The following is a 12,662-nucleotide window of genomic DNA, read 5'->3' on the forward strand; positions in this document are numbered from 1 at the left end:
ATGCTCGTCGACACCGCCGTCTGGGCGTGGATCGGCGCCCTCGCGATGGGCGCCGGGACGATTCCGCCCCTGTGGGCGTGGTTCTCCCGGTCTTCGGAGGCCGACGAGTCGCACGCGGTCTACTACGGCACCCTCGCCGGGGTCACCGGTATCGCGGCGATCGCGTACCTCCTGATGGCGCTCGGGTTCGGAAGCGTCTCGCTGTCAGCCGGGGATCTCGACGTCGCCCGGTACGTCGACTGGCTCCTGACGACGCCGCTGCTGCTGCTCTACCTCGGCCTGCTCGCGCGGCCGTCGCGGCGCGTGCTCGCCGGGCTGATCGGGGTCGACGTGGTGATCATCGCCGGCGGTATCGCGGCCGCCGCGACGACCGGGACGGTCTCGTGGGTCGCCTTCGGCGTCGCCGGGGCCGCGTACGTCGCGCTCGTCTACGGGCTTCTCGTCTCGCTCCCGCGGTCGGCCTCGGCGGAGGGCGACCGGGTCCGCGCGGTCTTCGGCACGCTCCGGAACATCACCGTGGTGCTGTGGACGCTGTACCCGGTCGTGTGGCTGCTCGCGCCGACCGGCTTCGGCCTGCTGACGCCCGCCACGGAGATGCTCGTGTTCGTCTACCTCGACGTCGTCTCGAAGGTCGGCTTCGTCGTCGTCGCGGTCGCGGGCGCCGACGCGCTCGACCGCCTCGGCGCCGGCAGCGGGCTCGGCGGCGACGGCGAGTTCGTCGCCGCCGATGCGCTCGACTCGAGCGACGAGGAGCAGCCGACCGTCCTCGGCGACGACTGAGCCGCGGGCCGTCTCCCTCTCCCCTTTTCCGTCCGCTGTTTCCTTCTACTGCCCGTCCGCGACGAGGTCCTCGTAGCGCGCGCCGGTCTGTTTCAGCGTCTCCGTCGAGTAGAGCCGCTCGTGGGCGAACGGGAGGTGGTCGGCCGCCAGCTCGTCGATCTTCGCGTCGACGGCCTCCGCCTCGCGGCCGTGGATCATCGTGAACAGGTTGTACTCCCAGTCTAAGTCGGGTCGGCGCGGCCGGTGGTAACAGAGGGTGACGTACGGGAGGCTCCCGACCGCCTCGCCGCGCGCGTCGAGCTCGTCGTCGGGCACGTCCCAGACCACCATACAGTTGTTCGTGAACCCGGTGACGACGTGGTTGACGATACAGCCGATCCGCTTGATACAGCCGTCCGCGAGCAGGCGCTCGACCGCTTCGAGGACGTCGTCGACGGTCGGGTCGACGCCCGAGCCGCTCGCGCCGATCTCGGCCGCCACGTCGGCGTAGGGGGTCGAAGAGAGCGGGAAGCCGTCTTGGATCGCCAAGAGGAGGTCTGCTTCGAGGGGGCTCAGATCGCCGCGAGCGTTCTCGGAGATGCGGGTGGCGGAGACCGCGGTCTCGTCGAGCGACTCTCGGGCGAATCGGTCGGCGTTGACCACCGGGAACTCCAGGTCGATGTAGTAGTCCGTGAGCATCGGGAGGGCGAGCACCTCACAGCCGGTGCGCGCCTCGATCTCCGCGAGGATCTCGTCGCGCCTCTCGCGGGAGCCCGCGGTGACGACGAACCACTGGTTCCACTCGTGGTCGCGGCGGTAGTTGTGGTTCACCTGCCGGTAGCCGTTGATGACCTCGGCGACCGCGTCGAACCGGTCCTCGGGGGCGCGCACCGCCGCGAGCGTCGACGAGCCGATGACCGGCGGGTTGAGCACCGCACCGAACCGCCGGAAGACGCCGCGCTCGCGCAGGTCCCGAACGCGGTCGAGGACCGTTTCGGCGTCGACGTCGGTTCCCGTCTCGGCGCTGATCTCGCGGGCGACCCGCTCGAACGGCCGGGGTTCGACGGGGAAGCCGCTCTGGTACTCGTCGATGAGGGCCGCGTCGACCGCGTCGAGGTCGGCCCGCCAGTCGGCGTCCAAACTCATTACGCGGATTAGGAGACGGGCGTACGTACGGGTTTCGGAGGGCGTCGAGCGTCAGCGGGACGCGTGTCGGCCGGTGACGAGCGCGGGTCAGTCGTCGGCGGCCTCGCCCGGCGTCGGCGCGAACGCCCGGGCGCTCTCTTCCAACTGCGCCGTCGAGCAGCCGCCGACGGTCGCGGCCTGTTCGAGCGTCAGCGTGCGGGAACGGTACAGCGTGAGCGCGGTGGCGACGGATTTGGACGTCATCGGGTACATCCAACTGATAGCTGGACATACATATAACTCTAACGCTGTTTGGCCCTTTATACAGAATCAATAGAGAGAAGAAAGGCCTGAATCTGTTATTCTATGACGGATAAACGAACGGCCGTGGAGTTATTGTTTGCGAACGAGTACCACGGACCCGGCGAGATCGGCGCTGTCACCCCGCTCGCCGCTCGCGCGCGTCGCCTCGGTCGCGCGTAGGGCGACCGGCCCCGGCCCGATGCGTTCCCGGCGCCCGGGAGTCGAACGGGGGACTTTTCGTCGGAGAACCCGAACGGCGCGTATGGCTCAGGCGACCCAGGAGTTCGGCGACTGGCCCCTCAAGCGGCTGATGACCGAGGTCTGCGGCTCCGGCCACAAGTCGGCCGACGATCTCACGCGCGCGCAGGCGACCGAGGCGTTCGAGCGGATCCTCGCGGGCGAGCCGGACCCGACGACGCTCGGGGCGTTCTGGCTCTCCAACCGCTGGAAGCGGAACACGCCCGAAGAACTCGGCGCGTACGTCGACGTGATGTGCGACCGCGTCGAGTACGCCGAACCGGACGTCGACCCCGTCGACTGCGGCGCCAACTACGACGGGAAGGGCCGGACCGCGATCCTCGGCGTCGCGGCCGGAGCGGTCGCGGCCGCCGCGGGCACCCCCGTCGTCGTCCACTCGGGCGATCGCGTGCCGACCCAGAAGCAGGACTCGTACAAGCACGTCCTCGACGAGCTCGGCGTCCACACCGAGCTGACGCCCTCGGACTCCGCCGACATGGTCGACGAGACCGGCTTCGGATTCTACTACCAGCCCGCGTTCAACCCCGCCATCGACGACCTGTTCGACCGCCGCGACCAGATGGGCGTCCGGACGTTCGTCAACACCGTCGAGACGCTGGCGAACCCGGCCGGCGCCTCCGTTCACCTCGGCTCCTTCTACCACCTCGCGTTCGCGAAGAAGGTGGTCGACACGTTCGTCGAGAGCGAGTTCCACGACCTCGACCGCGTCCTGATGTTCCAGGGCATGGAGGGGTACGACGACGTGCGCCCCGGCTACACGAAGGTGGCCGAGTGGGACGCAGCGGACGACGGCGCGGGCGGCGCGAGCGAGGGCGACGCCGAGGCGGCCGGCAGCGAGGGCGCGAGCTTCACCGACTTCGAGATCGAGACCGCCGACTACGGCATGGACCTCGAAGAGGAGGACCTCGCGGTCGACGACGTGGCGGTCGAGTCGGCCGCGATCACCGAGGAGGTGCTGGCCGGCGAGCGCGACGGCGCCTTCGCGGACGCGGTCGCGGTCAACGCCGCGCTCCGGATCTACGCCGGCGAGGACGTCGACTCGATCGAGGAGGGCCTCGACGCGGCCCGCGAGGTTATCGACGACGGCTCCGCGTACGACGTGCTGGAAGCGATGCGGGAGTTCTGAGAGCGGTCGCGTCGCCGGAATTCCGTTTCTGATCGAGCGGTGTCGCTGCTAGAGGTTTATAAGCAGTCGAAGACTCTGCGACGAATTCCTCCAAAGAGGCAACCGCTCGTTTATAAATGGCTAACAGCGGATCAGCGGCGAACACCGCCAAAGCCCCAGCCGCGAGGCGGACGCACGCTCGCTGCGCTCCTGCGGTGTCGCCGGCGGCTTCGCCGCCGCCTTTCCGTGGCGCGTAGCGCCACGCTACGTACATCGCCTGCGCCCGCCTCACACTGCCCCTTTGAGTCCCGCCCCGCACCACACAGCGACCGCACCTCACGCCTCCCCAGCCTCGTCGCTGGCGCCGCCGGCGCCAGCGACTCCCTCGCGCGTGCTGGCTTCGCGGCCTGTCGGCCGCTCGCAGGCACGCGCCACCGCGTCGATTTTTATATTTCCCGCTCGGGCGCCGGCGGCATCGCCCGCTTGTGGGCGCTGCGCTCGTAGAGGTCGACCACGCGGTCGACGGCTTCTGCCGGGACGTCGAGTTCGCGGACCGTCGCCGCCCGCGAGAGGCCGCCGTCGACGTGGACCGCGAGGATGGCGTCGACGGTGTCGTAGTCGAGCCCCAGCTCCTCGGCGTCGGTCTGGCCCTCCCACATCCCCGCGGTCGGCTCCTGCATCACGAGGTCGCGGGGGACGCCGACGTGGGCGGCCAGCTGGCGCACCTGCTGTTTGTAGAGGTTCCCGATCGGGTTACAGTCGACCGCCTGGTCGCCGTACTTCGTGTAGTAGCCGGTCATCGCCTCGGCGCGGTTGCCCGTGCCGAGGACGATCCGGTTCTCCGCGTTGGCGACGAAGTAGTTCAGCACGGCGCGGGTGCGGACGTAGACGTTGCCGGCCGCCATCTGGTCCGTCGCGGCCTCCGGGACCGCGTCGAAGAAGGCCTCCGCGATCGGCTGGATCTCGATCACGTCGTACTCGACCCCGAGGTCGTGGGCGACGCGCTCGGCGTCGCTCATCACGTCCGCGTCGTTCACCGCCGAGGGCATCGTGAGCCCGTGGAGGCCGTCCTCGCCGAGCGCCTCGACCGCGAGGTGGGCGGTGAGCGTCGAGTCGATACCGCCCGAGAGGCCGAGTACTGCCCCCTCCGCGCCCGCCTCGTCGACGACGTCGCGGATGAACGAGACGATGCGCTCGCGGGTCGCCGCCAGCTCCTCGTCCGAGAGGCGGAGGTCGAGCGGGGGGTCGTCCGACAGCAACACCGACTGCTCCGAAGTCTTGCTCATGGAGGGTGTTAGGGGTCGAGACGCCTAATACCTCCCCGTCGACGCCGGGAACTGGACGTTCGTCGGGTTCGAAGGGGGGCTGACGGCGGGCGTGAGCCTACAGCAGCCCCTCGCGCTCGGCGAGCAGGAGCCCCTCCAGCGTCGCGTCGTTCGTCGGCGGATCGCGGGCGATTTCGAGCGCCTCCTCGACCGGGACCGACCGCGGCGCGAGGAACTCGTTGCTGTCGTGGTCGACGTCGACCGGCTCCAACCCCTCCGCGAACACGTAGCCGCGCGTGTGGCGCAACACGCCCGTCGAACACCACACCTCCTGCAGCAGCGACGTCGAGGACGGCTCGAAGCCGGTCTCCTCGGCGAGCTCGCGCGCGCCCGCCTCGGTGTAGGACTCGCCGGACTCGACGATCCCCGCGGGAAGTTCCAGCTGGGTGTTCCGCACGGTGGGCCGGTACTGCTCGACGAACAGCACCCGGTCGTCCGCGACCGCGACGATCACCGTCGCGGGCGACAGCTCGGCCCAGTAGTACTTCTTCTCCGTCCCGTCGGGCTGCTCGACGCGGTCGTAGCCGCCGACGAACCACCCCTCGTCGTACTCGACGACCACTTCCTTCACCGGCCACTCGGGCTCTCCCGGCAGCGAGTGGTTGCGGCCGTCGGCGAACGCGGGGAGGTCGCGGAGGTCGGCGGCGGGGGCATCGGGGTCGTCGGGGGCGTCGCCCGCGTCGGAGTCAGCGTTCTCGCGCGTCACGGGCGGACCACCTCCGCGCGGTACACCTGGCCGTCGCGGCGCACCCGCACGCCGGTCTCCGTCGAGGCGTTCGGCACCTGCCGGGTGAGCGCGTCCACCTCGTCGAACGGCGTGTGCGTGAACCACTCCTTCATGCCGTACGGGCCGGTCTGGTACCCCTCGGAGCGCCCGTCCTCGCTCTCTATCGCGCCGATCAGGAACGGGTACCGCCGGTCGGAGACGTTGTTCACGTCGGCGGCGGTGCCGTTCGTCTCGATCGGCTCGACCGTGAGGTAGTACGGGTCGCCGCTGCCGAGGTAGCTGGGGAGGGCGCCGAGCGCGAGCAGCGCGACGACGACCAAGGCGATAGCGATAAAGACGTTCCGGGTGACCCGGCGCATAGTCGAAGTTGGAGCCGGCGGGGAATACCGGTTTCGGCCGGCGGCGGGGCGACGGCACAGAGGCGAACGAGGGCGGGACTCGGCGGCGATCGTCGCGGACGACGCGCTTTAGCCCGCCGGGTCCCTTCCCCCGTCATGGAGTACCGGTTCGAGCTGGCGCTTTGCGCCGCGCTCGAATCCCCGGACCGCGTCGTCGCCCGCCAGCTCGGCGCGGGCGTCGAGACGCCGGGGACCCGCATCGTCGACGTCTGCCTGCTGTCGCCGGGGCCCGGCTTCGACGACCGCGCCGCCGTCAGCGCCGAGCGGATCCCGGACCCCGCCATCGAGGCCGCGGTCGGCCCCGGCGAGGCCGTCCCCGTCCGCGACGCGTTCGACCTCCCGCCGGACCGGGCCGCCGCGGTCGTCGAACGCGCGGTCGAGGTCGGCTACCTCGAACGCGAGCGCCGGAACGGGCGGCCGGTCGTGCGCGCGACCGCGCGCTACCCCGAGGACTGGGTCGGCGGGCTGGTCGCCGTCGAGAACAAGCCCGACCTCGGGACGCCGGGCGACCTCGAGGCGCAGCTGCGCTACGACGCCGCGCTCGGCCTCTTCGACGAGGTCGTCCTCGCGACCGCCTCCTACGTCACCCGCGCGCACCTCAACCGGATCCCCGACGCGGTCGGCGTCTGGCGGTTCGACCCCGAGACCGGGGAGCGCGAGGTCGTCCGCGAGCCGACGCCGCTCGACCCCGACGCCCCCGGTGTCGAGATCGTAGAGGAGCGCCCCTCCCGCGCGGACGTCGCCCTGGTCGGCCCCGAGGCGAAGGCCCGCAAGCGGCGGCGGATCGCCGAGCGCGCGTACGGGAAGGGGTGGCGTCCCGAGCCGCCGGCGTGCGCGCACGGCGAGGCGACCGCCGACGGCCGGCCGCGCTGCGCGCACTTCGACCGCGTGGTCGACCCCGGTCGCGAGTGCGGGAGCGGGTGTCCCGCCTTCGAGCCCGCCGACCCGCCGGCGGCGGACCGAGAGGGGCTTCGAGACGAGCGGACGGCGTGGGTCGCGGACCCGGACGGGGACGGCCCGCGCCGCCAGTCCGGGCTCTCGCGGTACCTGTGAGAACGCTTATACGGCGAGGGCGGGTGTTTCAGGTATGGACGAGATTGAAGACGTCTTCGTGGCACGGCTGATGTCGACGGGCCTCCACACGGTGACGCCGGACACGCTGGTCGAGGACGCGGCCGCGGTGCTGCTGGACAACGACATCAGCTCGGTGCTGGTCGTCGACGACGACGGCGGCCTCGTCGGAATCCTAACTTCGACTGACTTCGTCGACATCGTCGCGAAGAGCCAGCCGAAGGCCGAGACGACGGTCGAGCGGTACATGACGCGGGACCCGATCACGGCGGGCGCGCAGGACGACGTCGCGACCGTCGCCGCGACGATGCTCGAACACGGGTTCCACCACGTGCCGGTCGTCGACGGGGAGACGCCCATCGGCATCATCACCACCTCCGACTTCGCGGCGTACGTCTCCTCGCCGGAGTCCGTCTCGGCGTAGCGTCGCGTCGAAGCGGCGCATCCGAGGCGTCCGCGACAGCGACAAGTCCCGCCACTTCCTGTGTCCGTATTACTCCGGAGCGCGTACCGAGGCCTGTGTCCGATCACCTACACCTCAACCTCTTCACCATGTCCTCGGTCGAGCACGTCTCGCCCGGGTCGTGGCGGTACCCCGGCGACCGGTCGGCGGACTACGCCGACCGCGAGTACTGGACCGAGGTCGCGCGGACCGCCGAGCGCGGCGGCTTCGACGCCGTGTTCTTCGCGGACGTGCGCGGGGTCTACGACGTGTACGGCGACGACCGCGAGGTCGCCGTGGAAAAGGCGGTCCAGACCCCCGCGAACGACCCGCAGCTCGTCGTGCCGGCGATGGCGGAGGTCACCGACGACCTCGGGTTCGCGGTGACGCGCTCGACGACGTACACCCACCCCTACCAGCTCGCGCGGGAGTTCTCGACGCTCGACCACCTCACCGACGGCCGGATCGCGATCAACGTGGTCACCTCCTACCTGGAGTCGGCCGCCGAGAACCTCGGGCTCGACGAGCGGATGGACAAGGAGACGCGCTACGACCGCGCCGACGAGTTCCTCGACGTCTGCTACAAGCTGTGGGAGGAGTCGTGGGAGGACGACGCGGTCGAGGCCGACCGCGAGGCCGGGCGGTACTCGGACCCCGACAAGGTCCACGCGATCGACCACGAGGGCGACCACTTCTCCGTGCCGGGCCCGCACGGCTGCGAGCCGTCCCCCCAGCGCACCCCGGTCGTTTACCAGGCCGGCTCCTCCGACCACGGCCGGTCGTTCGCCGCGCGCAACGCGGAGGCCGTCTTCGCCAGCCAGCCGACCGAGGAGGGGGTCGTCGAGTACATGGAGGACGTGAAGTCGCGCGCGGCCGACGCCGGCCGCGACCCCGAGAGCCTCCGGTTCTTCATCGGCGTGGTGCCGGTCGTCGGCGAGACGCACGCGCTCGCGGAGGCGAAGTACGAGGAGTACAAGCGGCACGTCGACGTCGAGGCGACGCTCGCGCTCCTGTCCGGCTTCCTCGACATGGACCTCTCCGAGCTCGACCCAGACCAGAAGGTCGAGCACATCGAGACGGACGCGATCCAGGGGACGATGAACGCGTTCACGAAGGCCCAGCCCGACCGCGAGTGGACGGTCCGCGAGGTCGCGGAGTTCTGCGGGCTCGGCACCACCTCGCCGAAGCTCGTCGGCACCCCCGAACACGTCGCCGACGAACTTCAGCGCTGGCACGAGGAGGTCGGCGTCCACGGGTTCAACGTCAAGGAGGTCGTCCGCCCCGACTCGCTCGTCGACTTCGTCGACCTCGTCGTCCCGGAGCTGCGCGAGCGCGGACTGGTCCCTCCGGCCGACGCCGAACCCCCGGGCGAGACGCTCCGCGAACGGCTCCTCGGCGAGGGGCAGACGGGGCTCCGCGCGGACCACCCCGCCCGGCAGTAGCGCGCGGAAAGCGCTCGGACACCGACTCGACCGGACGCGGTCGCGCGGTTTCGCGGCTCGTATTAGCGAGCTGTTGTGAACGAATTGCCGCTAACTAATACGACAACGCTGCCGCCCCCGGCACGCTTAAGTGTCTACCACCGCTTGTTTCAGGTGACGCTTCGCTTGGAGGGCCGAAGCGTCAGCGGGGACCTACAGAACGACACGCCCGTGCCACCTTTTCCCGGCACGGGCGTGCCGTTCGTTCCTTTACTCACCGAGCGAGTCGCTCGCACAGCCGCGGGCAACGACCGTTCCGCGTCGACGCGCCGCGACGGCCGACAGTGCGAAGTCGCCCCCGTCCGAGTCGCGAGTATGCCACTCCTACAGTTCGCGACGACGCTGTCGCTGTCGCCCGCCGACCGCGAGGCGTTCGTCTCGTTCGTCACCGATCGGTACACCGAGGAGATGGAGACGAGCGCCGGCCACGTCGCCGTGACGATCGCGGAACGCGAACCGTCCGCGATGGCGATCGGACGGGCGGTCGAGGGGCCGCTCCTCTTCTTGGACGCCGAGATCCGCGAGGGCCGGCCCTTCGAGTACAAGCGCGCGTTCGCGCTGGCGGTGATGGAGCGGGCGGTCGAGGCGTTCGACGTCCCCGAGCCGAACTGTAAGGTCGTGTTCACCGAACACGCCGGGGAGGACATGATGGGGATCGACCGCGTCGGCGGCGACTGGGACGGTGCGTAGCCGGCCCGCAGCAGACGCCGTCCCTCAGAGGTTCTCCCGCTGGTACGCGCCGTCGTACGTCCCCTCGTGGTCGGCCTCGGCGAGCACCAGCTGCGCGATCCGCGCGCCCGGTTCGATCTCGATCGGGTGGCCCACGTCGAGTCGGCCCTCGCCGACCCCCTCGTAGCCCGCGTCCCACACCGCGGTGTCGAGGGTACAGGCGTTGCGCAGCAGCGTCGAGCGCGGGAGGACGAACCCGATCCGCTCTTCCGGGATCCGTACCGGCTCGCCGTAGCGGACGACGTAGCTCCCGCGTTCGAGCCGGTAGCAGTCGCCGCGGGGCTCCAGCTCCCGTCGCTCGCCCACGCGCTTCCCGTCGCGCCCGAGCCGTCCCGGTTCGGTCTGTGCGAACACCGCGTCGACGGTGAGGTCGACGCCGTTCGGCTGTCGCTGCTCCTCGTCGAGGTCGGCGCCGGCCGCCTCCAGCGCCGCCGCGACCGCGGCTCCCGAGTCGAACATGCGCGTCCGGAACCGCGGGCGAGGCAAAACGGTGTCGCCCGCGTCGCGCGACGCGGAGGGGCGAATCGGCAGGTTTCGCCGCGACCGTTGAAACCCCCGATTTCGGTCGTTTCAGGCGATTAATGACCTAAAACACTCCGGACGGCTACGTATTTCACGGTGCGTGGTATCACGCGAAGATCACAGCGATCGTTGCCGCATCGCGGGATCTAACACGGTCGATCTTCGGGAAACTCGCGGGTTTTATATCCACGGGACGGCCATCTTGGCGTGATATGGGACAAACGATTACGGAGAAGATCCTCGATGAGCATCTCGTCGAGGGCGAGCTGACGCCCGGCGAGGAGATCGGCATCGAGATCGACCAGGTGCTGACGCAGGACACGACGGGGACGATGGTGTGGCTCCAGTTCGAGGCGCTCGACCTGGACGAGGTCCAGACGGAGCTGGCCGCGCAGTACTGCGACCACCAGACGTACCAGTTCGACTTCAAGAACACCGACGACCACCGCTTCCTCCGCTCCGCGGCCGGCACGTACGGCGCGTACTTCTCCCGGCCCGGCAACGGGATCTGCCACCAGGTCCACAAGGAGAACTTCGCGGCGCCCGGCAAGACGCTGCTCGGCTCCGACTCGCACACGCCGACCCCCGGCGGGCTCGGCCAGCTCGCGATCGGCGCCGGCGGCCTCGACATCGCCGTCGCGATGGGCGGCGGCCCCTACTACGTCGAGATGCCGGAGGTCGTCAACGTCCACCTCGAGGGCGAGCTTCCCGAGTGGGCGACCGCCAAGGACATCGCGCTCCACCTGCTCGGCGAGCTGACCGTCAAGGGCGGCGTCGGCAAGATCTTCGAGTACACCGGCCCCGGCGCCGAGAAGCTCACGATCCCCGAGCGCACCACGATCACGAACCTCGGCACCGAGCTCGGCGCCACCTCCTCGATCTTCGCGACCGACGAGAAGACGAAGGACTGGCTCGCGCGCCAGGACCGCGAGGAGGAGTACGTCGACCTCCAGCCCGACGACGACGCGGAGTACGCGGAGACGATCGAGGTCGACTTAAACGAGCTCGAACCGCTCGTGGCCGCCCCCTCGATGCCCGACAACGTCGCCCCCGTCAGCGAGTACGAGGGCACCGACGTCGAGCAGGTCATCGTCGGCTCCTGTACCAACGGCGCCTACGAGGACATCCTCCCCAGCGCGAAGATGCTGGAGGACCGCGAGGTCGCCAAGCAGACCGAGATGATCGTCGCGCCCGGCTCGAAGCAGGCCTCCGAGATGCTGGCCCGCGAGGGCTGGACCGCGGAGATGATGGCGGCCGGCGTCAACTTCTCCGAGGCGACCTGCGGCGCGTGCATCGGTATCGGCCACGTGCCCGCCTCCGACTCCGTCTCGCTGCGCACCTTCAACCGCAACTTCGAGGGCCGCTCGGGCATCGAGGACGACTCCGTCTTCCTCTGCTCGCCCGAGGTCGCCACCGCGGCGGCCATCACCGGCGAGATCGTCGACCCGCGCGACCTCGCGGACGAGCTCGGCGACCTCGAGGCGCCCGGCCTGGAGATGGGGACGAAGTACGGTCCCGGCATGGGCGAGGACGACTCCGACATCATCTCGCCCGACGAGGCGATCGACGACGGCCTCGTCAAGGGCCCGAACATCGGCGACGTGCCGCTGAAAGACGACATCGACGTGGACGGCGGTGAGGCCCTCCTCAAGATGGAGGACAACATCACCACCGACCACATCATCCCGGCGACGGCGGACATCCTCAAGTTCCGCTCGAACATCGAGAAGCTCTCCGAGTTCACGCTCTCGCGCGTGGACGACACGTTCGCCGACCGCGCGCTCGCCGCCGACGGCGGCGTCCTCGTGGCCGGCGAGAACTACGGCCAGGGCTCCTCGCGCGAACACGCCGCGCTCTGTCCGATGTACCTCGGCATCGAGGCCGTCTTCGCCCAGAGCTTCGCCCGCATCCACAAGGCGAACCTCTTCAACTTCGGGATCGTCCCGCTGGCGATCGACGAGGAGACGTACGAGAAGATCGACCAGGGCGACGATCTCGCGATCGTCGACGACGTGCCCGCGGGCGTCCGCTCCGGGCAGGAGGAGTTCACCGTGAGCGTCAACGGCGAGTGGGAGTTCACCGCCGACCTCGACGCCTCCGAGCGCGAGCGCGACATCCTCGCGGCCGGCGGCAAGCTCTCGTGGGTCAAACAGCAGCACGCCGACGGCGGCTCCGGCGCGGCGCCGGCCGACGACTGAGCGCGCTGTCCCGCGAGACTCAGCAACTCGATTGCCCGCATTTTTCGACGTGTCCGCTCTTTCAGCGGCGGCTGTGTGGATCGGCGGAGTGTCGTCGATTCCGATGTGAGCGAGAGCGGGAGTGGATGAGTCGATCGGCTGAGCGGTCGTTTATAAATTGAGTCGTGGTGTTGCTGTCGTCTATTTACAAGTGATTAGTGATTCTACGGTGAACACCTC

General features: G+C 69.8%; 13 protein-coding genes. 7 read left to right on the plus strand and 6 right to left on the minus strand.

The genetic code is table 11. The features are described 5' to 3' along the window. Entirely contained in the window at positions 1 to 780 is a 780-nt protein-coding gene (locus C470_RS08185) for a bacteriorhodopsin (protein WP_004598622.1), read from the plus strand. 45 nt (positions 781 to 825) lie between these two features. On the opposite strand, the gene ahbB is transcribed toward C470_RS08185, so the two are convergent. Together ahbB and C470_RS16095 are read right to left on the minus strand one after the other, a co-directional pair. After that, positions 826 to 1,905, minus strand: a complete 1,080-nt coding sequence (ahbB, locus tag C470_RS08190) for a siroheme decarboxylase subunit beta (RefSeq protein ID WP_008366534.1) — start codon at positions 1,903 to 1,905, stop codon at positions 826 to 828. A gap of 87 nt (positions 1,906 to 1,992) precedes the next feature. Further along, a complete protein-coding gene (locus C470_RS16095) occupies positions 1,993 to 2,148 on the minus strand; it encodes a DUF7317 family protein (RefSeq protein ID WP_007995351.1) in 156 nt (51 codons plus the stop codon). Positions 2,149 to 2,449: 301 nt separating this feature from the next. Here C470_RS16095 and C470_RS08195 point away from each other — a divergent pair, with 301 nt between their 5' ends. Then, positions 2,450 to 3,571, plus strand: a complete 1,122-nt coding sequence (locus C470_RS08195) for an anthranilate phosphoribosyltransferase (RefSeq protein ID WP_008366536.1) — start codon at positions 2,450 to 2,452, stop codon at positions 3,569 to 3,571. 425 nt (positions 3,572 to 3,996) lie between these two features. Here the strand turns inward: C470_RS08195 and C470_RS08200 are convergent, their stop codons facing one another. From C470_RS08200 to C470_RS08210, 3 genes are all read right to left on the minus strand, one after another. Beyond that, on the minus strand, positions 3,997 to 4,836 hold the full coding sequence (locus C470_RS08200) for an NAD+ synthase (protein WP_008366538.1): 840 nt from the start codon (positions 4,834 to 4,836) through the stop codon (positions 3,997 to 3,999). A 97-nt stretch (positions 4,837 to 4,933) separates the two neighbouring features. After that, the gene (locus C470_RS08205; protein ID WP_007995354.1) at positions 4,934 to 5,581 is read right to left on the minus strand and encodes an NUDIX hydrolase; all 648 of its coding nucleotides are present in this window, start codon (positions 5,579 to 5,581) and stop codon (positions 4,934 to 4,936) included. Then, positions 5,578 to 5,961: a hypothetical protein gene (locus tag C470_RS08210; protein WP_008366539.1), complete on the minus strand. Its 384-nt coding sequence runs from the start codon at positions 5,959 to 5,961 to the stop codon at positions 5,578 to 5,580. The genes C470_RS08205 and C470_RS08210 overlap by 4 nt, the downstream gene beginning before the upstream one ends. 135 nt (positions 5,962 to 6,096) lie before the next feature. On the opposite strand from C470_RS08210, the gene C470_RS08215 reads away from it, so the two are divergent. The 4 genes from C470_RS08215 to C470_RS08230 all read left to right on the plus strand — a co-directional run bounded on the left by C470_RS08215 (position 6,097) and on the right by C470_RS08230 (position 9,684). Next, positions 6,097 to 7,053 (plus strand): DUF5787 family protein, encoded by a 957-nt coding sequence (locus C470_RS08215; RefSeq protein ID WP_008366541.1) that lies wholly within the window; start codon positions 6,097 to 6,099, stop codon positions 7,051 to 7,053. Between the two features lie 34 nt (positions 7,054 to 7,087). Beyond that, positions 7,088 to 7,495 carry a CBS domain-containing protein gene (locus C470_RS08220; RefSeq protein ID WP_008366542.1) on the plus strand — a complete coding sequence of 136 codons (408 nt, stop codon included), beginning with the start codon at positions 7,088 to 7,090 and terminating at the stop codon, positions 7,493 to 7,495. 95 nt (positions 7,496 to 7,590) lie between these two features. After that, positions 7,591 to 8,955: an LLM class flavin-dependent oxidoreductase gene (locus tag C470_RS08225; RefSeq protein ID WP_008366544.1), complete on the plus strand. Its 1,365-nt coding sequence runs from the start codon at positions 7,591 to 7,593 to the stop codon at positions 8,953 to 8,955. A gap of 354 nt (positions 8,956 to 9,309) precedes the next feature. Continuing rightward, positions 9,310 to 9,684 (plus strand): tautomerase family protein, encoded by a 375-nt coding sequence (locus tag C470_RS08230; protein WP_008366546.1) that lies wholly within the window; start codon positions 9,310 to 9,312, stop codon positions 9,682 to 9,684. A 24-nt stretch (positions 9,685 to 9,708) separates the two neighbouring features. On the opposite strand, the gene C470_RS08235 is transcribed toward C470_RS08230, so the two are convergent. Next, positions 9,709 to 10,182, minus strand: a complete 474-nt coding sequence (locus tag C470_RS08235) for a deoxyuridine 5'-triphosphate nucleotidohydrolase (RefSeq protein WP_008366548.1) — start codon at positions 10,180 to 10,182, stop codon at positions 9,709 to 9,711. Between the two features lie 275 nt (positions 10,183 to 10,457). On the opposite strand from C470_RS08235, the gene C470_RS08240 reads away from it, so the two are divergent. After that, complete coding sequence (locus tag C470_RS08240) at positions 10,458 to 12,443, plus strand: aconitate hydratase (protein ID WP_004599074.1); 1,986 nt, start codon at positions 10,458 to 10,460, stop codon at positions 12,441 to 12,443. The last annotated feature ends 219 nt before the right edge of the window (positions 12,444 to 12,662 follow it).

It is taken from the genome of Halorubrum distributum JCM 13561 (assembly GCF_000337395.1).
Classification (GTDB): Archaea; Halobacteriota; Halobacteria; order Halobacteriales; family Haloferacaceae; genus Halorubrum; species Halorubrum distributum.

What these genes read in the sequence shown, in the direction of transcription:
- C470_RS08185 (WP_004598622.1), top strand. Translation starts at nt 1, where the DNA reads ATGCTCGTCGACACCGCCGTCTGGGCGTGGATCGGCGCCCTCGCGATG.
- ahbB (WP_008366534.1), bottom strand. Translation starts at nt 1,905, where the DNA reads ATGAGTTTGGACGCCGACTGGCGGGCCGACCTCGACGCGGTCGACGCG.
- C470_RS16095 (WP_007995351.1), bottom strand. Translation starts at nt 2,148, where the DNA reads ATGACGTCCAAATCCGTCGCCACCGCGCTCACGCTGTACCGTTCCCGC.
- C470_RS08195 (WP_008366536.1), top strand. Translation starts at nt 2,450, where the DNA reads ATGGCTCAGGCGACCCAGGAGTTCGGCGACTGGCCCCTCAAGCGGCTG.
- C470_RS08200 (WP_008366538.1), bottom strand. Translation starts at nt 4,836, where the DNA reads ATGAGCAAGACTTCGGAGCAGTCGGTGTTGCTGTCGGACGACCCCCCG.
- C470_RS08210 (WP_008366539.1), bottom strand. Translation starts at nt 5,961, where the DNA reads ATGCGCCGGGTCACCCGGAACGTCTTTATCGCTATCGCCTTGGTCGTC.
- C470_RS08215 (WP_008366541.1), top strand. Translation starts at nt 6,097, where the DNA reads ATGGAGTACCGGTTCGAGCTGGCGCTTTGCGCCGCGCTCGAATCCCCG.
- C470_RS08220 (WP_008366542.1), top strand. Translation starts at nt 7,088, where the DNA reads ATGGACGAGATTGAAGACGTCTTCGTGGCACGGCTGATGTCGACGGGC.
- C470_RS08230 (WP_008366546.1), top strand. Translation starts at nt 9,310, where the DNA reads ATGCCACTCCTACAGTTCGCGACGACGCTGTCGCTGTCGCCCGCCGAC.
- C470_RS08235 (WP_008366548.1), bottom strand. Translation starts at nt 10,182, where the DNA reads ATGTTCGACTCGGGAGCCGCGGTCGCGGCGGCGCTGGAGGCGGCCGGC.
- C470_RS08240 (WP_004599074.1), top strand. Translation starts at nt 10,458, where the DNA reads ATGGGACAAACGATTACGGAGAAGATCCTCGATGAGCATCTCGTCGAG.